The 20,433-nt window shown below is 59.6% G+C and carries 20 protein-coding genes; 9 read left to right on the forward strand and 11 right to left on the reverse strand.

Going from position 1 to position 20,433, the window contains the following annotated elements; genetic code table 11:
• Position 1: 1 nt before the first annotated feature.
• The 8 genes from tssG to tssA all read right to left on the reverse strand — a co-directional run bounded on the left by tssG (position 2) and on the right by tssA (position 8,053).
• Positions 2–1,075, reverse strand: a complete 1,074-nt coding sequence (gene tssG, locus MHM88_RS16205) for a type VI secretion system baseplate subunit TssG (RefSeq protein ID WP_239367507.1) — start codon at positions 1,073–1,075, stop codon at positions 2–4.
• Positions 1,039–2,916 (reverse strand): type VI secretion system baseplate subunit TssF, encoded by a 1,878-nt coding sequence (gene tssF, locus MHM88_RS16210; RefSeq protein WP_239367509.1) that lies wholly within the window; start codon positions 2,914–2,916, stop codon positions 1,039–1,041. The genes tssG and tssF overlap by 37 nt, the downstream gene beginning before the upstream one ends.
• A gap of 1 nt (position 2,917) precedes the next feature.
• On the reverse strand, positions 2,918–3,415 hold the full coding sequence (gene tssE / locus MHM88_RS16215; protein WP_239367511.1) for a type VI secretion system baseplate subunit TssE: 498 nt from the start codon (positions 3,413–3,415) through the stop codon (positions 2,918–2,920).
• Positions 3,408–4,211 (reverse strand): type VI secretion system accessory protein TagJ, encoded by an 804-nt coding sequence (locus MHM88_RS16220; RefSeq protein ID WP_239367563.1) that lies wholly within the window; start codon positions 4,209–4,211, stop codon positions 3,408–3,410. Before MHM88_RS16220 ends, tssE begins: the two co-directional genes overlap by 8 nt.
• Before the next feature lie 101 nt (positions 4,212–4,312).
• On the reverse strand, positions 4,313–4,813 hold the full coding sequence (locus MHM88_RS16225) for a type VI secretion system tube protein Hcp (protein ID WP_239324287.1): 501 nt from the start codon (positions 4,811–4,813) through the stop codon (positions 4,313–4,315).
• A gap of 75 nt (positions 4,814–4,888) precedes the next feature.
• Positions 4,889–6,385, reverse strand: a complete 1,497-nt coding sequence (gene tssC, locus MHM88_RS16230; protein ID WP_239324289.1) for a type VI secretion system contractile sheath large subunit — start codon at positions 6,383–6,385, stop codon at positions 4,889–4,891.
• A gap of 19 nt (positions 6,386–6,404) precedes the next feature.
• Positions 6,405–6,920, reverse strand: coding sequence for a type VI secretion system contractile sheath small subunit (gene tssB, locus MHM88_RS16235; protein WP_139663463.1), 516 nt, complete (start codon positions 6,918–6,920; stop codon positions 6,405–6,407).
• Positions 6,921–6,997: 77 nt separating this feature from the next.
• Positions 6,998–8,053, reverse strand: coding sequence for a type VI secretion system protein TssA (gene tssA / locus MHM88_RS16240; protein ID WP_239324291.1), 1,056 nt, complete (start codon positions 8,051–8,053; stop codon positions 6,998–7,000).
• Positions 8,054–8,165: 112 nt separating this feature from the next.
• Between tssA and MHM88_RS16245 the strand changes: the two genes are divergently transcribed.
• The 6 genes from MHM88_RS16245 to MHM88_RS23220 all read left to right on the forward strand — a co-directional run bounded on the left by MHM88_RS16245 (position 8,166) and on the right by MHM88_RS23220 (position 12,631).
• The gene (locus MHM88_RS16245) at positions 8,166–9,068 is read left to right on the forward strand and encodes a hypothetical protein (RefSeq protein ID WP_239367513.1); all 903 of its coding nucleotides are present in this window, start codon (positions 8,166–8,168) and stop codon (positions 9,066–9,068) included.
• Between the two features lie 52 nt (positions 9,069–9,120).
• Positions 9,121–9,543, forward strand: coding sequence for a hypothetical protein (locus MHM88_RS16250; protein WP_239367515.1), 423 nt, complete (start codon positions 9,121–9,123; stop codon positions 9,541–9,543).
• Between the two features lie 2 nt (positions 9,544–9,545).
• On the forward strand, positions 9,546–10,193 hold the full coding sequence (locus MHM88_RS16255) for a MotA/TolQ/ExbB proton channel family protein (RefSeq protein WP_239367517.1): 648 nt from the start codon (positions 9,546–9,548) through the stop codon (positions 10,191–10,193).
• Complete coding sequence (locus tag MHM88_RS16260; protein ID WP_239367519.1) at positions 10,190–10,606, forward strand: biopolymer transporter ExbD; 417 nt, start codon at positions 10,190–10,192, stop codon at positions 10,604–10,606. Before MHM88_RS16255 ends, MHM88_RS16260 begins: the two co-directional genes overlap by 4 nt.
• Positions 10,596–11,009: a biopolymer transporter ExbD gene (locus MHM88_RS16265; protein WP_239367521.1), complete on the forward strand. Its 414-nt coding sequence runs from the start codon at positions 10,596–10,598 to the stop codon at positions 11,007–11,009. Before MHM88_RS16260 ends, MHM88_RS16265 begins: the two co-directional genes overlap by 11 nt.
• A 431-nt stretch (positions 11,010–11,440) precedes the next feature.
• A complete protein-coding gene (locus MHM88_RS23220) occupies positions 11,441–12,631 on the forward strand; it encodes a DUF4384 domain-containing protein (protein WP_239367523.1) in 1,191 nt (396 codons plus the stop codon).
• Between the two features lie 9 nt (positions 12,632–12,640).
• Here the strand turns inward: MHM88_RS23220 and MHM88_RS16275 are convergent, their stop codons facing one another.
• Positions 12,641–14,131 (reverse strand): caspase family protein, encoded by a 1,491-nt coding sequence (locus tag MHM88_RS16275; protein ID WP_239367525.1) that lies wholly within the window; start codon positions 14,129–14,131, stop codon positions 12,641–12,643.
• A 216-nt stretch (positions 14,132–14,347) separates the two neighbouring features.
• Between MHM88_RS16275 and MHM88_RS16280 the strand changes: the two genes are divergently transcribed.
• Positions 14,348–15,388 carry an OmpA family protein gene (locus MHM88_RS16280; RefSeq protein WP_239367527.1) on the forward strand — a complete coding sequence of 347 codons (1,041 nt, stop codon included), beginning with the start codon at positions 14,348–14,350 and terminating at the stop codon, positions 15,386–15,388.
• A gap of 55 nt (positions 15,389–15,443) precedes the next feature.
• On the opposite strand, the gene MHM88_RS16285 is transcribed toward MHM88_RS16280, so the two are convergent.
• Together MHM88_RS16285 and MHM88_RS16290 are read right to left on the reverse strand one after the other, a co-directional pair.
• Entirely contained in the window at positions 15,444–16,568 is a 1,125-nt protein-coding gene (locus MHM88_RS16285; protein WP_239367529.1) for a ParB N-terminal domain-containing protein, read from the reverse strand.
• Complete coding sequence (locus MHM88_RS16290; protein WP_239324305.1) at positions 16,565–17,869, reverse strand: AAA family ATPase; 1,305 nt, start codon at positions 17,867–17,869, stop codon at positions 16,565–16,567. The genes MHM88_RS16285 and MHM88_RS16290 overlap by 4 nt, the downstream gene beginning before the upstream one ends.
• Before the next feature lie 564 nt (positions 17,870–18,433).
• On the opposite strand from MHM88_RS16290, the gene MHM88_RS16295 reads away from it, so the two are divergent.
• A complete protein-coding gene (locus MHM88_RS16295; protein ID WP_239367531.1) occupies positions 18,434–19,120 on the forward strand; it encodes a hypothetical protein in 687 nt (228 codons plus the stop codon).
• Between the two features lie 95 nt (positions 19,121–19,215).
• Positions 19,216–20,403, forward strand: coding sequence for a pyridoxal phosphate-dependent aminotransferase (locus tag MHM88_RS16300; RefSeq protein ID WP_239367533.1), 1,188 nt, complete (start codon positions 19,216–19,218; stop codon positions 20,401–20,403).
• The last annotated feature ends 30 nt before the right edge of the window (positions 20,404–20,433 follow it).

The following is a 20,433-nucleotide window of genomic DNA, read 5'->3' on the forward strand; positions in this document are numbered from 1 at the left end:
ATCAGGTCCTTCCCTCTGTCGAGCTGTCTTGCCCTGCGCCGCCGTGCGCGGGGTACAGGTATAAATCATCTGCATCCGGACGCGTTGCGTCCGGGTCCGGGCGGGTACGCACCCAGCTCGTATGCCCCAGGCGCGTGGTCCCGCCGAGGCTGGCACGCGGCACCTCTTCGCCATCGAGGATAAGGTTCACGTCCCAATCAAGGCAATCACCGACATAGGACCGGACGATGGCGCGCACGCGTTTGAGGCTCTCTCCCCCCGGGAGCAGCCTTTCGTAATCCGGTAACGACAAGGGGCCGATCCGGAGTCTGAATTTCGCTGAACGGCTCCAGACCTTGTCACCGATCGACGTGGTTTTCCCAAGCGCCCCCGAGCCCAGTTGCCAGCGGTCATCGGGTTCCAGTTCGAGCCAGGATCCGACGAACTCCTCCAGCTTCACTTCGACGCCGAGGAAGGAGGACAGGATCGAAACCAACCCTTCGGGGTTGCGCGCCTGTTGACCGAGATGACCGGCATAATGCAGCCGCGCCATGTCCGGCATCGCATCGCGCCCCTGCAGGTGGTCACCATGGTATCCGGCAAGCGCCGCCACCTTGCGCGCGATCGGGTCGTCACCTCTGTCAAAACTCACTGCGGGCGAACCCTGGGACCAGGCACGATACAACAGGCTCAACAAACGGTGCGTCAGCATATCAGCAAACGCCACCATGGTTGGGTCCCGATGGTTGCGTTTGCGGTCGCGCGCATATTCCGTCAAATGCAGCGGCAAAGGCCCGGAGGGCCCGAACAGGCCGAAGAACCGGTTTGTCAGGCGCGCGGGCCCTGTGGCGCTTCCGGGTTTGAAATCGGCGATCGTCGACGGGGGAAACGCCAGTTCGGCCTCTTGTCCAAGGCGCAGCGCATCATGGCGTGGCCGCCGGCTTTCGCCAAGGCGCGGATGATCCCCGAAATGCGCCTCAAGCACGCGCAACGCCTGGAACAGGTGATGCTCCTGGGGTGAGTCGACAAGGTTGTCGAACAGGGTGTGTTGATCCCGGGTCACAGCGTGCAACCGAGACCTTTCTCTGGTCGCCATCGGGCAATTTCCCCGCGTTTTTCCGTTGTCAGGACGGTTTCGGTAAAGGAGTTGATGCTGGCATAGCCACGAAAAAAGCGCTCCAGCACGGCCCCAAGGGCATAGATATTGGTACCTTCGAAATAGCTTTCGTCAAAGCCCAGCGACACCTCGATGCCCCGCACGGCCGTCGACAGGACTTCGTCACTCATACGCCGGACGATCGGCCGGGTGGACACCGACAAGATACCTTCCAGCTGCTTTTCCGTGACCCGATTGCCCAACGGCGCATAAAGCCCGATCAGTTCGCGCAGGGCGGCGGCCGAATGCCCGGTGTCACTTTCAGCAATCGACAGATAGTTGAGGCTCAGATGCGAGATCAATCGCCAGGCCGTGTCGCCCTGAGCCAGCGTCGGATGCGGACGGGTTGGCGATACCGGCAGGGATATCTTCTTGACCGGCCCGCCATCCGGCAAATGAAAGACATCCTCGTTCCCTGTCGCCAGCAGCATCGGCAAGTCACGATTGGTACACAACGCGGTCACCGCTAGCTGTTCCAATCCGGCGCTGTAAGGGGCTTGCGCCCTGTCAACCAATGTCAAGTAGGCCTCGGACCCGAGGTAGGAAGATCGCACACCACGCAGCCGCTCCTTCTCGGAACGCTGCCGCATCTTGCGCTTCAGGGTATAATAGGCCGGGTGCCCCTCCCCGGCGGCGGTCAGATCCGTGGCTGAATAGAACGGCCGAAACGTGACATCATCCTCGCCGTCACCGCTGATGCCGGTCACCGATTTCAGCGCGTAAATTTCATAATCGAGCCCGGCGGTGCGGTTCGGGATCACGTGGTGCTCTGTGTCCTTGGACAGGACCCGCACCCGGTCGCACCGTTTCTCGAACAGATTCACTGCAGGAACAGCATGCGGTTCAAAGACATCGGGCATAATGATCTGCTCGATATTCTTCATGCCCTCGCGCAGCAGGATATACACATCCACATCCGCGCCCTTGGCCCGTTGAAGAGCCGGCTTCAACCCGGTCAACTCGACAAAGCGGAACCGTTCAGGAAGCGCAAAATACTCCTGCAACAGGCGATAGCCATCAAACACGCGGCGCGGCACCGGCAGCAGTGCTTCGTCCGGCGAGAACCCGGTTTGCCGGACTGCGCCCTGACGCAATGGCATTTGCCAATCATCGCGTCGATCCGTGCTGCGCCCCACAAGCCCGGACACTTGCGTGCACAGCAGTTCGAGCAAAGGCCAGCTGTTGCCTGCGGCATTGGTCAGATAGAGGCTGAGATGATCCATATCCAACTCGCGGATCGGTTCACCATCCTTGCGGCGCAACCGCAGCCGAATGCCCGCGCGTGCGTCATAGCCCTGCGCGACCCCGGCGGCGACAAGTTCACCACGGCCATCGATATACTGCGCTTCTGCAATTTCGATGGGCCAGAGTGTCAGATCCGCCGCGGTACGAAACTCAACCGCAGTCTGGATACCGTCGGTCAATCCGGAGCGCATGGTTGTCCCACGCGACAGCTTGTATCCCGCCTTCACCGCAGAGTTGGAAATATCCGGCTCCAGCCGCGCAATCATCATCGACGGGGTCGGGGCCAAGTAGTGTGGATAGATGATCTCGAGCAGGTTGGACGTGAAATTGGGGTATTGCAGCTGCAACTCCAATTGCACCCGGGCCGACAGGAAGGCAACGCCCTCCAGCAAACGCTCGACATAGGGATCGAGCACCTCGACCCCTTCCATGCCGAGGCGCGACGCGATCTTTGGATAGGCGGCCGCAAACTCTGCCCCCATGTCGCGCAGGTAATTCAGTTCCGTCTCGTAGTGCTCAAGTAACCGCGTATCCACGTTAACCCCTCCGGTCCATGTGGACTTCGCCCGTTGTGAGATCGACCTTCGAACGCAGATAGAGTTCCAGCGGCATGGGTTGCGCCCACATGTCCGCCCGGATCTCCAAGGCGACGGTCATCTGCGTCGTGTCTTCTGCATCCACCAGCGTGACATCGACCGAGCCATCAATAATTCTGGGTTCATAGGCCTGGATTGCGCCGCGTATGGAATCACGGATTTCCCGCATCTTTTCCTTTGCGGTGAACTCCCCCGTCACCTCATGCAGCCCGTAGTTCAGCACCGAACGTGACACCGACGGGAAACGCTCCTCGTCGATAAAATGGCCACCATTCTGTGTGTTCAACAGCCAGGACAAATCTCGCTGGATGATTTCCCGCAAGCGCACCACGTCAATGACCCGAGAGTCGCGGGTTTCCTTCCGCTCGCTGGGCGCATCATCTGTGAGCCGATCCAGGAGGGACGGCTGCAAGCGCTCTGCGAGGGTCTTATCAGCCATCGCCGGACGTGCTCCCGTCCATTTTCAGCAGACGCAGATCCATCAAGGCAACGTCATCCTGGTCTGTGGCAAGAACGCGTTGCCCAAGCCCACCGAAAGACTCCGCGCCGAGATCAACCCAATCGGTCGACCGCGCAAGCGCCGTCAGCCCCCCCGCCTCGGCAGATCCCGGATACCGGGTCGGCACCAATACCGCCAAGGCCCCGCCGTCCTTGGGCGTCAAGGTTCCGGCCATCCAGACCGCATCGCGCAAATCCGCAGGCTCTTCCAGCTCCAGCGTGTCGATCTTGGAAAACGGCATCCAGAAATAGCGTCCGTTGACGATCACCTCCAGCACCGGCCCCAAGCGCATATCGGCATCCGCAATCCAGTCGAACCGCTTTTCGTTTAACGTGCCACCTATTGCAGGCGCGGCGTCAAAGGCTTTGGCACGTGTCTCTGCCGCTTGTTCGGGCTTCCCCGCCGCGAGGGCTTTTTGCGCCTGGATCAGCAAGGCCAGCCATTCCTCCGGCTCACCGAAGATCAGCGGCTCCTTCTCTCCCTTGAAGACCTTATCGCGGTAGACCTCGCAGATGATTGCCTCGCGATAGGCCTGCGCCATGGTGGTCGCTGCACTGTCCATATCGGCTGACAACTTCAGCTGGGTGACGGCACGCTTCCAGTCCCCAAGCACGCAAAGAAGCTGGAACAGGAAGATGCGCAGCTTGGCGTTGGAAGGATCCTTGCGGACCTCATCCTGCAATGCGGCCAGAGCCGCCGCCGGGTCACCCGCCTTTAGATGCTCTTGTGCTGTCATGGACACGAAGCGCTTCCCCCTGAAATTCTATAAGAAATCTATTACTGTCAGTCCCGGGCACTTCAGCGCCCGGGACTTTGATAACACGCAAGGTGCGGGAATTATTCGACCTGGCCGGTCTGAACGTTCCACTTGAAGGTATTTTCGGTCTTGAGCTTCGCGGTCTTCTGGTCGGTGGACTTGTACTCATGCTCGATCGCGGCATAGGCCATGGTCCAGGTCTCTTCCGGGATGCCGTCCTCGGAGCCGGAGATCGAATAGCTGTCGATCACCACGTCCTTGAGGGTCCAGATCGAGTAGGCTTCGAGACCGGCAGAGGCGCTTTCGCCCGAACGGCACATATGCAGCTTGATTTCCGGACGCACGGTGCCGTTGGCCACGGAGGTCGCCAGCTTGTTGGAGGCGATCCCCATCTGCGAGGTGACTTCGATCTTGCCGAAGTTGGAGTTCGCGTGACCACGCTGGGTGGAGCCAAGGTCGGACATTTCGACGGCGCGCTCGACATTCCAGCTCAGCGACTGGATCACGATCCACTTGTCGTGGCCCTTCTCGGTCGCGTCGCCGGGGATGTCGGAGATATTAACGAACATGTTCGCAGCCATTGTTCATTCCTTTCAGATCAGATGTTTTCGAGTTCGAAGTTATTTTCGAGTGACGTTGAAATCGGGGTTCTAAAATCAGCCACCCTTCTCGGACGGCAGTTTGGAAACCAGTCTCAAAGATACTGACAGGCCTTCCAGTTGGTAGTGAGGACGCAGGAAGAACTTCGAGCTGTAATAGCCCGGGTTGCCTTCGACCTCTTCGACAACCACTTCGGCCGAAGCAAGCGGCTTGCGCGCCTTCTCCGACTCCGAGGAGATGTCGGCATTGAAATCAACGTAATTGTTGATCCAATCCTGAAGCCAGGACTCCATGTCCTGACGGCTCTTGAAAGAGCCAACCTTGTCGCGAACCATGCACTTCAGATAATGCGCAAAGCGGCAGGTTGCGAAAAGATACGGCAGACGCGCCCCGAGGTTCGCGTTGGCGGTGGCATCGGGGTCGTCGTATTCGGCGGGCTTGTGCAGGGACTGCGCGCCGATGAAGGTCGCCACATCGGTGTTCTTGCGGTGGATCAGCGGCATCATGCCGTTCTTGGCCAGTTCCGCTTCGCGGCGGTCATCGATCGCGATTTCGGTCGGGCATTTCTGGTCCACGCCACCATCGGTGGTCGGGAAGGTATGCGAGGGCAGCCCTTCGAGCGTGCCGCCGCTTTCAACGCCGCGGATGCGCGAACACCAGCCATAGCTCTTGAACGAACGGGTGATGTTGGTCGCCATGCCGTAAGCGGCATTGACCCAGCCGTATTTGTTGCTGTCGGCGCCCTCGGTGTCTTCTTCGAAGGCAAATTCTTCCACCGGATCTGTCTGAGAGCCGTAAGGCAGACGTCCAAGGAACCGCGGCATCGCGAGACCGACATATTTGGCATCCTCGCTATCGCGCAAGCTCCGCCAGGCCGCATATTCCGGGGTCTGGAAAATCTTGGTCAGATCGCGCGGATTGGACAGTTCCGACCAGCTGTCCATCTGGAACAGCGTCGGCTTGGCCCCGGTGATCAGCGGCGCATGGGCGGCCGCAGCGATCTTGGACATCTCACCCAGAAGCTCGATATCGACGGGCGAATGATCGAAGTGAAAATCCGCCACCAGGCTGCCATAGGGCTCACCCCCCAACTGGCTGAATTCCTCGGTGTAGATCTTTTTGAAGATCGGCGACTGGTCCCAGGCGGTGCCCTTGAACTTTTTCAGGGTCTTGGAGAGCTCTTTCTTGGAGACCGGCATCACCCGGATCTTCAGCATCTCGTCGGTCTCGGTGTTGTTCACCAGATAGTGCAGACCGCGCCAGGCGCTTTCAAGCTGCTGGAACTCTTCGTTGTGCAGGATCAGGTTGACCTGCTCGGTGAGTTTTTTGTCAATCTCGGCCACGATGCTCTCGATCGAGCGGAGCGCATCGTCGGACACCAGGTTGGTGTTGGCCAGTGCCTGTTCGGCCAGCGTCTTGACCGCGGATTCCACGGCGGTCTTGGCCTGGTCGGATTTCGGCCGGAACTCCTTTTGCAGGAGGCTGGCGAATTCGCTGGAACCAAAGGCGGAAGCGCCCTCGGCGGCTTCTGTCTGAAGATCTTGTTCAGCCATATCTGTCCCTCCCTAAAATTTATTCGCCAGCGTCGTCAGCGCCACCGGGGGCGGGCTGCGCGGCCAAAGTCTTCAACAGCGACGGGTCCTGAATGATCTTGGAAATCAGATCCTCGGCCCCGGTCTTACCATCCATATATGTCATAAGATTGGAAAGCTGGGTGCGCGCTTCAAGGAGTTCGCGCAAAGGTTCTACTTTTGCAGCGATTGCGGCCGGCTTGAAATCATCCATGCTCTCGAAGGTGATGTCGACCGCCAGGTTGCCTTCCCCCGTCAGGGTGTTTGGCACCGTGAAAGCCGCACGGGGCGCCATCGACTTCATGCGATCATCGAAATTGTCCACGTCGATTTCGAGGAACTTGCGATCCGCAATTGCCGGCTGTTCGACCTCCGACTTCCCGACCAGATCGCTCATCACACCCATTACGAATGGCAGCTGAACCTTCTTTTCGGCGCCGTAGAGCTCGACGTCATATTCAATCTGAACGCGCGGCGCACGATTGCGCGCGATGAACTTCTGGGAACTGTCTGCCATCTAGGCCTCCTCGATCGTCACTTCTTGTACGGCGCTGGAAAAAGGTTCCGTCGCGCCAATTCGGAAATGGGTTTCTATCAATCGTCTTCGTCTTCGATGCCGCCAACCAGATGAACATTCTCCAAACCGCGTGGCGCCATATCATTTATAATGGTCAGGAAATCGGCCCCCACCAGGCGCTTGGCACGCTCCAGAAGCAGCGGCAGTGGGCTCGAGGGTTCCTCGCGCTTGTAATAGGCGATGATCCGGTCGATCGTGTTTGCCACATCGGTCGGCGAATTGATCGCGCCGGGCGCACCACCACCAACGGGGCGCGATGGGGCCGCAACGACATCCGCGCCGTCCGTCTCATCTTCCGTCGGGGTCGTCTGTTCCGTTTCTCCCATGCTACCATAAGATCGCATCTTTTGCGTCATCTGCCTCAAGAGCTTCAGGAGCGGGTCCAACTCTGGCCCCTGCCCCGGCGTCTGCTCATCGAAAACAGCCGAGATCGCCCGAATATTCGCTTCGATCGTCTCGATTGCGGAAAAACGTGCATTGAGGACATCGTCATCCGAATCCTGGAAGGCCGCACTGATCGTCGCCGTATCCGGAATGTGATCCATATGTGCCGGCGCCGCGATGAGGCCTTCCGCGATTTCGATATCCCGCATCGAGAACCGCCCAAAGCCCCGGCTCTCGGTCAACGCCGCCCGGCGCAGCGAGCGGTAGACCGGCGACGGCCCGCCCATGCCATCAGGTTGCCCGCAGATGTCCTGCACCGCATTCACCCGCATGGTGGGATCGCCATCGTCCTCATCCAGCATCGGGTGGCAGGTGTCCCAGAACTCTTCGAGCATCCCCCGCATCAGGGTGGTGACATCGGCAAAGCCCTGCACCCCTTCCGATTGAAGAATTGCGTCAGAAAGGAAAACAGCTGCACGCAGGTCGTGGGCCCGCTCAAGAACGGCCAAAGCCTTGTTCTGAACTTCTCGATAGTCGGGGTCGGTCGCCGGCGTGACCTGATCACCAATAACCGTTTCTTCACCCGGTTGGGCCGCAAGTTCCATTTCCGTAAAGTCCGGATCATACTCCGGATCGGATCCGCTGGGGGCATCATCCCCCTTGGATTGCAACAGGATGCTCACATCCATTTTGCACTACCCCCGTCAGCAAAGCGCTTTTTTGTTCTGTCGGAATTGTGAAGCATTCCCACGCCTGCCGCAACGGATAATACCGCGCAACAAAACAATAACTTGACGCAAAGTGAGCCTTGCCGAATGCTCAATGTCAATTGTTTTGAAAGGTTCAGGAGGGTCAGCCATGCAACCGACGCGTATCGAGGGCGGCGATATGAGGACCCTGGTGCGCGAGGGAGCCAAGCGGCGCACGAGTTTCGCCTTTTGCCTGGATGGCAAGAATGATCCGCTGTTGCTGATCCAGCCAGGCAGCAAACCCGAGAAGCTCCGGCCACTGCTGAAGAAGGAAGGCGGTGGACCGCCAATGACTTGGGGGACATTCGTCGTCCGCTCTGACGAGATGGAAATGATCTGTGAGCAGGCCCCCGCGAAGGCGGTCACAAACCTTAAACGGTTCCTGCGCGCCAATAAACCCAAAGTGAATGTGCTGTTTCGCGATGACGGTGGCAATCTGCTGGATAGCCTCAAACCGGAAAAGAGCAAAAATGACGCTGATGTAACGGCACTTGACGATGTGGACACCCCGGGAATCGACCCCAAGCTGGTCAAACCGCTGCTGGCACGCGCAAAGCGAATCAAACCAAAAATCGTTCAGGCCCCCGGTCCGCTTGAGCGCAAACTGAAGCGCGGGCTGTCCAAAGCGCTCAGCCTGATCAACGCAGGCAAGCTGGAAGACGCGCAAACGCTGATCACCATGATCGAACAGGCGGTTGCCCGCATCGGTGCGGACCGCGAGGATGCCGACAGCAGTATGAAACGCGCCGATCGCGAACGCCAAACCCGCCCGCTTGGCGCGGACCTGAAGCGTGCGAAGAAGTTGCGCACCTCGATGGGGCAGGTTGCCGGCGGCAAGCGGGAAAAGCTGGATCGAGCGCTTCGCGTCGCCGCCCGACTCCTGAAGCAGCGGGATCATGACAAGGCGCGCGAGGTCATGGACCGCATCGAAGCCGCGCTCGGTGCTGCAATCTGAACCACCTGCCCTCCCCTTCTGAACACGCCCAATCCAACGTCGGAGATCCAGAATGCGAAGCCCTCTTCCTGCCCTCCTCGTCGCTATCTCGATTGCGCTTTCGGGACCGGTGCTTGCCGACAGCGGCCGGCTCTTGGTCGAGCTCAACAAGACCGAGAGCATCGAAGGCGGCGGTTGCCGTGCCTTTTTCTTGTTCCGCAATGAAACAGGAAAGAGCTTTGCAGGCTTTGAGATGTCCCTGGCCGTCCTAGACGCGCGCGGGGTCATTGATCGGTTGCTGTCCATCGACGCTGCGCCATTGCCCGTGGCGCGCACCACGCTCAAGCTATTCGAAATTCCGGACCTGAGTTGCACCGACATCTCCGAGGTACTGCTCCATGACATGACCGCCTGCCAGCCTCAAAACGAGGAGGAGATGGACTGCTTCTCGATCCTGGATCTGGCCTCCCGCTCAGACACGCGTTTGGTGAAATAGATATGGAGCGCCTGCTGGAAAACGTCGGCACCGGCGCACCAATCCTGTTGGTTCTCGCCATGCTGTCTTTGCTGTCACTGACCATCATCATCGCCAAGGGTATCGAATTGCGCTCGGTCCTCTCGGGGGAAGACACGCGGCGCGACGCGATCTCGCGCTGGCGCAAGAACGAGAAACCCGATGCGCTCCGAATGATCGGAACTCAAACGCCGGCAGATCGCGTTCTGAGCTTTGCGATGTCGGGTACCCTGGAGCGCCTGCGTCCTGCCCTGCTGCAATCGGAGCTTGAGCGCAGAGGCAGCGCAGAGCTTCTGACCCTCGCACACCGTCTCAGGATACTGGAGATTACCGCCATGATCTCCCCCCTGCTTGGGCTACTCGGCACCGTGCTGGGAATGATCCAGAGTTTCCAGGAACTTGAACTCGCAGAGGGCGCAGCCAATGCAGCGCTTCTTGCTGGGGGTATATGGCAGGCATTGCTGACCACCGCCGCCGGTCTTCTGGTGGCGATCCCCGCCGCCATCGCAGCGGGTTTGTACTCCGCACGCATTGAACGGGTCGCCCAGAGCATCGAGCGCAGCATCGGTCAGTTTCTACTTGCCGAAGAGGCCACCCAGCCCGCAGGAGACGCCACACGCGAAGCCCCATGAAACTGAACCGGCCCGCACGCGCAACCAGTCTGATCTCTCTGGTGCCCATGATCGACGTTCTGTTGATCCTGCTGGTTTTCTTTATGGTGACATCGACGTATCTGAACCTGAACATGTTGCCGGTGCGAAATCCGACCCCTCCATCCGGCGTTTCGGCCGGCGCTGATCCCGAGGTGGTCTTGATCCGGCTGTCCGCCGATGGCCGCGTCAGGATCGGGAACCGGTATGTGGCGCTGGGTCAGTTGCAGGAAAACCTGCAGGACTTCACCGCGCGACCGGATACGCTTCGGGTGCTGATCCTGCCCTCCGCCGCTGCAAGCACGCAATCCTTGGTTTCGGTTCTCGAGACGGTCGCCCAAGCAGATGTTCGGCAGGTTCAGATCCTGCGCCTGGAGGTGCAAAATGAAGCTTGATCGCCCCGCAAGCGGCGCCCGTGGCGAGCCCATTACAGCCCTGATCGATGTGGTGTTCTTTCTGTTGGTGTTCTTCATGCTGATCGGGCGTATGGATGCGACCGCGCCCTTTGACGTTGCGCCACCGGTGATCTCCAGCGCCGCCAGCCTGCCCTCCGGCGGCGCAACACTCTCGGTTTCGGAACACGGCGCCTTGGCCCTGAATGGTGAGCCGGTCGATCAGGCCGCGGTGGCAAAGGCGCTCGCCACACTGCAGGACAGCTCTGACGACCTACGACTGCGGATCAATGCCCATCGCGAGGCCAGCTTGCGACATGTCTTGCCCCTCTTGTCAGTGGCCGAGGCCCAGGGTTTTGATGACATCGTTCTGATCGTCACGCCAAGCGGCGCGACAGTCAGGTGACACTCGCCGAACAGCATAACCCACCTGGGTATACGCCCCTTGTGTGGAGCGTTGGGCTTTTGGGCTCGGTGGCTGCGAACACGGCGTTGATTGCGCTTATATTGCTCAGCCTGCACCCCGCCCCCCCCCGGCATCATTCCGAAACACCGACCGAGCTTCAGATCACTGCGCACAGCGTGCCACGCAGCAGCGCCTCCCCCTCTGACGCAATCGGTGCTCCCCTTGACCCGGCCGAACAGAGTTCAAGCCCGGTGGGCGCAGGCCCGCTCCCCAGACGCCGGGCCGAGGCTGTCGAGATCGAGGCGCCTTCCGTGGCCACACCCACGCCGCAGGGCGCGCAATTGTCGGCGAGTGCGCCTCCCAGCTCCTTGCTTGCATCCAGCACCGGTGCTCCGACGCGGCTCTCATCGCAAGATGCCCCCCAAGAGGGAGTGACCTCGGGCTCATTGCAGGCCACGCCGCTTGATACGGTCGTTCCGCACCGCACCGAAGCCGCGTCTGCAATCCCCTCAGCGGAAGCAGTGCGCGCCACCGAGGATATCGCCACACCTGAACTGTCTGCGGCGCCCCACCCCAACGCGCAGCCGCTCGCCGACGTTCAAGAGGTGCGGACGGAAAAAACACCGGCGGAGACACCTGCCGCAGTGTCCCTGCACGCATCAGACCAACCGGCTGCCAGGCTGGATGCCACATTGATCCCTGCCCCCGATCTGGAAGCTCTTGCTCAATCCGGGCAATCCATCGCGACACTTCCCGCATCCGAGGTGGCATCCTCTCGGCCTGCCGCACAAGCCAACTCCGAGAAGATCACCGCCGAACTGGCGTTTGTGGGCACCTCCTCTGGTGATGTCGATCCGCAATCCTTGGCCGCATTTCGCGCCTTTCAGGCCCCCGGCCCTGCGGATCAGGTGGTCCGGGACGGTCTGGCCGCGCAACTCGCCGCCCTGCCCTGCGCGCGGGTGCAACTCGCATTCGATCCGGAGACTGCCACCTTGAATGCCACCGGGCACATCCCCGATGGCGCATTGCGTCCCAAGATCCTCAACGCTTTGCAGGCACAAATGGGGAGCGACATCGCGGTATCGGACAGTCTTCGTATCCTGCCACCACCACAATGCGGCGCGCTTTCTGCCATCTCGGATCTTGGCCTGCCGCAAAGCACGGATCAGACAACGGATCCACGTCTGATTGGACAGGACACCTATGCACGTGCCCTGACCTTCTCTGGTGGGCAACAGCTCTATTTCAACCTCACCGCACCCGACTATCCGGCCTACGTGTACGTCGACTATTTCGACGCCACCGGAAACGTCATTCATCTAAGGCCAAATGCATACGCCCCGCTGACGTTGATCCCCCCTGCCGAACAGCTCCATGTGGGCGCGCGCGCCGCAGCGGACACCGGTTTGCAGATCACGGTTGGGCCACCCTATGGTCAGGAAATCGTCGTTGCCTTTGCCAGCTCACACCCGCTCCACCCGGATACCGCTCTGCGACCGCTCTCAGAACCCGCATCGCCGTATCTATCCGACCTGAAGAGCGCCATTGCCGCCGCCCGCGCACAACATGCTGATTTCAAAGGCGAATGGGTATATTTCCTTGTGGTCACGCAAGCGCCCTGACCACGCGCGTCAGTCGCAGTCGCCCGTCGCCCAGCTCCGCAGTGCCCGCTTCATCACGCCGCCGAAAGGATGCTGCTTTGAAAGGGAGCGCTGAAGGTCGGCCGTCAGATAGGTCCGCGCCTGTGTGCACAGCGCATCGCGCGTCCAGTTGTGGCAATTGCTACAGCTTTGCTCCTTCCAGTATTCCTCGGGCAAACCGGCCACCGGCGGAAAGAGCGGAGATTGTTGCACCAGATGCTCAAGCGTCAGCCCATTGACCTGCTCCAGGTCGCTCTTGAGCGCACTGGTAAAGGAAATAGGACCTGTCTCGATCTGCTCGGACAACGGCTCATCCATCAGGCTTGTGGTCACAGCTGGAACACCGCCAAGATCAAGATCGGCACCTGCGCCGGTTTGGCGCGCCGCAAGCTCGACCTCTGCAAGTTCCTGATACCGCCCATCCGGAAAGGCCTGGAGATAAGCTTCGAGGGCCGCTGTACCAGCCTCGTTATGCGCCGCTTCGAACATCGCCGTTTCATCCGTTATCGGATGGCTGCCCTGAGCTGCCTCATTCGTGTTTGACCGATGCGAGATCTCCGCCAGCAAGGCGCGCGCATCGGCTGCATAGGGGCTCTTCCCATAGGACCGCAGGAAGAGCATCAACTGAACCGCATCGCGGCTTTCCCGCGCGAGGTTCCAAAGCTCACGCTCGGCAATCGCCGCGTTGGAGCGTGGCTCGGCCCCGAACGAAACTCTGTTGAACACAAAATCACTGACAAGCGAGCTGCTGTCCCAAGGCGTCTGGCGACCGTCGGTCGCCTCCAGAACGGACCGGCGCACCTGCTTCAGCACCTGTTCGATTGGCTGATTGGCGACGGTCATCTCCCGCGCCAGCGCTTCTGTGAACGGGCTATTGCCCTCGACACCATCAAGCGCCACCGCACCGGGTGCCGTCGCATAGGCAAGAAAGGTCCCCGTTGGGGCCTGCATCTCTGCCAGACCATTGTCATTCAGGTCAGCGACGCTCACAAAAGGGTTGTTGCGGCACGCATCGAGGATCACGATGTTGGTGGCGTTTCGGGCCGATGCCATCTGACGCAGGACGGATTGCGCCTCGACGGCCACGAGATCTAGATCCGCCGCATCACTCAGCGCCACATCCACCGGCAGCAGGTAATTGTTGCCAAAGCTCTGCACCCCATGGCCTGCGTAGTAAAACAGGCCGACGGCGCTTTCATCCTTGGCACGAAGCGCACGCCCGAATTGCGCAATGCCCCGCTTCAACTCCACCTGAGTTGCATCGGTGATCAGCGTCACCTCAAAGCCCAGTTCCTCAAGCGAGTCCGCTATCAGCTCTGCATCGTGGACGGGGTTTTCCAATGCCGTCACCGAACCATAGGCCGAATTCCCGACAACCAGCGCCATACGGTCCGCGGCGTGCAAAAGGCCAGCCCAAAGGATGAGCCACAGGGTTGTCGCTGCAAGGAGCCACATCGGCAGGTTCAGACGTCGAGGAATCACGGGTATCTTTCGGTTTGGCCACGGGATCAGTCGCCCACCCCTGAATGCTCGGGACGGTGGGCAAGACCAGTATGGCACGCTTTTCTCAACGTGTAATTTACATGTGTTTGCAATTCGAGACCACACGGCGCGCATTGTGCTGTTAGCTCACTGCGCTGGAAATGCTACACTGGCCATCAGGATGCTCCGCAGCGCCAGACCAAAGGAACCCCAGGCATGAAAAAACGCCTTTACCTATTGTTTTTATTTACTTTTCTATTCTCTCCCATCCTCGCGACAGCCAATCCCTTTGCCGGCGGGTGGCGACTGCAGACCGATCAGTCGAACATCGGCTTCCTGTCCATCAAAAAAGGGACAATTGCGGAATACAGTGGTTTTGCGTCGTTCTCCGGAGCAATTGACCCCACGGGGACAGCCAAAATCTCTGTTGCCCTGGATTCGGTGGACACCAAAATCGACCTCCGCAACGTCCGCATGCGGTTTCTGTTCTTTGAAACATTCAAGCATAGCGAGGCCGTGATCGAAACATCGCTTGCGGCAGAGCAGGTGGCCAATCTTGCAGAGATGCGGAGAAAGACCATCGACTTGTCGGTAGCTCTCACGCTGCACGGGGTAGAAGCCAATGTCACGGCTCCTGTTGCGGTGACATTGCTGGACGACAATACCGTGAACGTCGCAACGGTTCAGCCGATCATTCTGTCCCTCGCCGATTTTGATCTACTGGGCGGGCTGGCGAAACTTGAAGAAGCTGCCAATGTCACCATCACACCGGTTGGGATCGTCAGCCTCGACCTGACTTTTACCCGCACGGGAACGGACACCGAGGTTGCCACGATAGACGCCCCCTCGGCTGGCAAGAGCGCTGCGCTGGAAACCCCTGGCACCTTCAATCGAGAGGAATGCGTCGGCCGCTTCGAGATTCTGTCGCAAAGCCGCAGCCTGAACTTCCCGCCGAATACGGCGGCCATCACCGACGATGCCAGTGCGTTTCTTGATGTGCTGGCAGATGTCGTGAACCGATGCCCGGACATGAAAGTCGAGGTCGGAGGACACACAGATTCTTGGGGCAAAGCGGCCTGGAACCTCGAGCTGAGCCGACAGAGGGCTGTGGCTGTCGCCAAATACCTGATCTCCAAAGGCGCGGCACAATCCCGGTTGGTCCCCGTTGGATATGGTGAAACCAGCCCGCTTGTCGACAACAATACCCTTGAAAATCGCGCCAAGAACCGCCGCATCGAGTTCAAGGTACTAAACTAAAAAAAGGCGCTGTCCCCGCGGGGACAGCGCCAATCATAGCGTGCAGAGCCGGGACCTACTCTTCCAGTTCCGCAAAGAACGCGTGGATCGCCGCCTCCAGCTTGCGTTGATCTACGCCCGAGAAGTCACGCTCCATCGCCATTTCAATTCGACCATTGCGGGCCTGACACCGCACTGTCCCCGCGGGGACAGTGCATCGCAATGTGGTCTTGGCCTGCCCGCCCGGCGCCGCCTTCGCCGCCCCATCAGTGGTTTGCCCTGAACTTGCAGTACGCCCAGCTCCTTGGCCGCGGCCCGCCAACCATGTCTTCAGAACCTCCAGTTCATCGTCGTGGGATTCAGCGGCAGCGACGCGAAGGCGGCTCCGTAGCTCTGCGCAGGCGACCTCATCCGCCAACAGAGCGCGCCGCAGATCCAGCCCCAGGTTTCGAGAGATCGCCTCCGGGAAGCGCAGCTCCGCCCCCAACAGATCAAGCAACTCTGCAAAGTTGCGAATATAAACCCGTTTCTGGCGCCCGGCCGATGCATAAAGCGTCGCAACCGCAGCATCCAGATCCGGGACCTCGGTCTCTGGGTCTTCACAGTAGGACACGGCCAACTGCGCCATTTCGGCAAAGGAAATGTCCCGACGCACGAGGTTCTCGTCGACCATGCGCCGGTAGAGCCCTTGCAGCGTTTCACCGCGCGCGACCAGGCCAGCCGGGATCGCTGCAAACTCTTCATCGCCGGTTTCCTGAAGCAGTTCACGATAGGCCGACATACGGCGAAACCCCTGAACCAGCTGATACCCATCGCCGTCTTCCTCCACCCGAATTGGGTTCGAAAGCCCGATGGTACGAATGGACTCTTTCAGCTCTGCCAGTTCAGGATCGATTTTGGCCGACCTGTCCCGCGTCAGCTTGGTGACCTTGATTTGGTCGAGCGGGATCCGATCAACCACAAGCCCGAGCTTCTTCAGGCGCACGAACTCATGTGCGAGCCTGTCGTTCTCGGCGCGAATGGTCTGTTCGACCTCGGCACGCGCGCGCAAGGCTTCGGCATTTTCGGAAATCGCCTTGGCCATCGGACCGCGGCGGTGATCCAGGGAAGGGCCCGCATCCTCGGCATCAGCCTTCTCCGTCCCCGCGGGGACAGCCGGTTCATCCGGGAAATCGATATCAAAGACTCTGCGCTTGCTCATGCCTCATCCTCCAATTTCTCCCAGGCCTCGAGGACATTGCCACGAAATTCTTCATAGGCTTTGTCAAAGGAGACACGCGCGCGGCGCCACGTTTCCCGCGTCATATCCCGATAGTCGATCTCATAGATCGAACTGAGGAACCGTCCGGATTGCTCTACCGCACGGGTCATCTCGATCGGGTGTTCGGTCATGCGATCTCCGAACACTTTCATAAATGCGGACCGCATGGCACGATGAAGATCATTCCCGGATTCATAACGCGTCAACAGGAAGCGCACATCCTGGAACACCTTCGGCAGATTGAACGTCCCCGTGGGGACAACGCCATTGAAGGCAGACAGGTCTTCCAGCGCTTCGGAAAGCTGACCGATGAAAGACGTCGTGGAATCATATTCCCAGTACCCGGGGCCGGAGGGGACATAGAGCATATCGGCAGCAAAAACCGCGTTCATCGACTGGTAACCGATAGCCGGCGGACAGTCGAAAATCATCATGTCGTAGTCATCACTCGGAAGCTGATCGAGATACCGCGACACGGCTGCAAAGAAAGACCACTCCGGATTGAGATGGCGGTATTGCGCGGATGCAAATTCGACAAAGGCGGCGTTCGCGCAGGACGGGATCACATCGATCGTTGGCCAGCTGGTCGGTTTGACAAAGTCGGAAATCCTCAGATCCTGCAGCCCCATGCCCGTGATGGAGGAGGGCAGTCGCCGCTCGGGCAGGGCAGATCCACTTTCAGCCCCGCGCACCGAGGCATTCATGCGCTCCGTCTCGCGCACCAGGTCCCGTGCCATGATCCCCCAGACCGTGTAATCCTCTGCCACGTCCGACAACCCCATGGAGTGCGACAGTGTCGCCTGCGGATCAAAGTCCACACAGAGCACACGATAGCCATCCAGCGCGGCGGCATGGGCAAAGTGCAAAGCAACCGTCGATTTTCCGGCTCCGCCCTTGAAGTTCGAAATGGCGACCCGGATTGCGCGCTTACCCGCAGGCCGGCCCGGCATCAGCGATTTCCGGTTGATCTTGATGCGGCGGCGCAGCTCGTTGATTTCGTCCAACGAGTACCATCGCTGGCGCCCGTCTTCCTCCACATGCCCTTGAGGCAGGCTCGGATCAGCGGCCAGTCGTCCACGTAGGGTGGACTGGTTCACCTTGAATATCAGCTCGGCAACTTCCCAACTGGAGAACCGTCGAAGGGTCTTTTCCATCTCTGGTGAAAAGGTCTGCTGCCGGATCCAGCTCTGCATCTTCAAAGATTGCGCCTGAAGCGCCGCAAGGTCTTCATGGGTGTACATTCACTGCTCCTCGAATGGCGAGCGCCCCGATTTGGACGCTTTTTCTACCTCGACTTCCATTTACGCCGGATTTGCAAAAAACGCAAAAACAAATATCATCGGTTTTAGCGTCCTGTCCCCGTGGGGACATCCTTGCGCCAAAGCAGGGAAAGACTCTGATTTTGACCGCGAAACGCGCGAGCACAGACTCTGTGTGCCCTTCGCGCCGATTCGCTGTCACGTGTTGTCGGCTGCTGCGACTCTCGGTGCACTTAGGTGTGAATTAGGGGGACAGATATTCCGCTATCCCACCTGAATAGGGGACATAAGGGACGCACTAGGGGACGTATGGAATGTCCCCCAATACCATTGATACCTAATTTTCTTTTCGAAAATGGTATGTGCTCAGCTCACCACTTCGAGACAGGCTTGACAGAATCGTCGAACTGGACGCAAATCTGTACCCATCAACAAATAACGCTGAGTTGCGGTACAGGCCTCAACTCGCAGCCCGGACGCAAAGCTCGGGATACAGGCAAACACACCGTTCTCTGAAATGAGAACGCCGGACAGTGAGAGCAGCCAATGCTGGTCAGGCAACCTTCGGGTCGTGGAGCATCCGCGATCAAGTATGACATCCTTACTGCGATGGGCGCCTATGCCTTGTCACAGAGCAAGGCCCGACAGGTACTGGTTCTTCGGTTTCTCACTTTGGTGACTGCCCGCTACAACTGGCAACGAGACCAACTCGCCGTTGGTCAGCGAGAGATTGCCAGACTATGGAATGTTGATGAACGTACAGTCAAACGGGACCTCGCCAAGCTAAGGTCAATGGGGTGGATCGTGGTAACCCGGCAAGGGGCCCGGGGCCGTGTCTCGGAATATGCTCTGGACTTTGATCGCATCCTTGGCGATTCGGAACCTCGATGGCAGGCCGTAGGCCCCGATTATGCGCATCGTATGAAGGGGCAGGGCGGAGACGTTGACCCCAATGTCATTCCTCTGAAGACGAGCAGCGTCGTTGCAGCACCGAACACAGAGGATGGCTGTGAATGGTCATTGGCGCAAGCGATCCTGCATCGCGATGACCCGGCGACTTATGCCTCGTGGCTGCAAAAACTGCAGCGTGAGGGCAGGGCAGGGGACCGCTTGATCCTCCGCGCCCCGAGCCGGTTCCACGCGTCCTACGTCATGTCACATTTGCAAACCAAGGTGGTCGCCGCCTGTCGCGAAGTCGACGATACGATTTCAGCCGTCGTGATCGATGTGTGAGTGCGCTTCCCTTTTGTCGCACACTTGTATAACAAGAAGGTGCGGAAACCAGGCGACACTGGGCCATGTCTGTGTTTGCAGTAGGGAATGGGCGGATGAGAACAACATCGATCACGCAGCGTTTGGCTGGCCTCGGCGGGGCCAAATGGGATTTGCACCTCGCAGCGCGAGAGCGTGCTGAACGCGGCGAGCAGATCATCGAAATGACGATCGGTGAACCGGATGTGCCGTTGCCGGATGTGCTCGCGGATGCGGCGATCAGCGCCTTGCGGGCTGGCCGTACTCAGTACTCCAATGGACGCGGTGAAAACGGGTTGCGCGATGCCCTCGCCGAGGTCTACTCGGCCCGCCGCGGACGGCTTTTTGACCGGGATCACGTGTTGTGCTTCCCCGGGACGCAAACCGCGCTTTATGCGGTTTTTCAGGGCGTTGCAGAAGCCGGAGACGAGGTTCTTGTGGGGGATCCGCTTTATGCCACCTATGAGGGTGTGATCAGAGCAACCGGCGCCGAGATGGTATCCGTTCCCTTGCGCCCGGAGCATGGTTTCCGGATGCAGGCGGACGATGTCGCAAGCCGAATTACCGACAGGACCCGTGCCATCCTGCTCAATACCCCGCATAATCCGACCGGCGCGATCCTGCGCCGCGAGGACTTGGAAGCATTGGCTGATTTGGCACGGGCGCACGATCTCTGGCTGATCTCCGACGAAGTCTACGAGGATCTGGTCTTTGAGGGCAGTTCCTTTCTGTCCCCCCTTTCGTTGCCCGAAGTCGCTGATCGGGTGATTGCGGTGTCGTCGATTTCCAAGTCACATGCTGCTCCCGGGTTGCGCAGCGGCTGGGCGATCGGACCAAAGCCCTTCATGACCGCGCTGCTCCCCGTGTCCGAAACCATGCTCTTCGGCAATCAACCCTTTATCGCGGATATGACAGAGCAGGCGGTTCGGGACGGTTCGCCGGTCGCTGAGGGAATGCGTCAACGGTTCGCCAGACGTGCGACCTACCTGGCTGACCGCCTTGAAACCGAAACCCGCCTGCGTGTGCACCGGCCGGAAGCGGGCATGTTTGCCTTGGTGAATGTACGCCCCTTGGGTATGGATTGTGATCGCTTTGCCTGGGCACTTCTGGAACAGGCCGGGGTGGCGGTGATGCCGGGATCCTCCTTTGGCGAACACATGCAAGATTGGGTTCGCTTGGCGCTCACCATAGATGATGCCACGTTGACCCAGGCCGTGGACCGGATTTCCGAGTTTGCCACAGCGGTGTCTGCCGCAGCCGAATAGGGCAGGGGGCCACAAATCGAAACCAGCCAG

It is taken from the genome of Epibacterium sp. MM17-32 (genome assembly GCF_022348205.1).
In the GTDB taxonomy this organism is placed as follows: Bacteria; Pseudomonadota; Alphaproteobacteria; order Rhodobacterales; family Rhodobacteraceae; genus Epibacterium.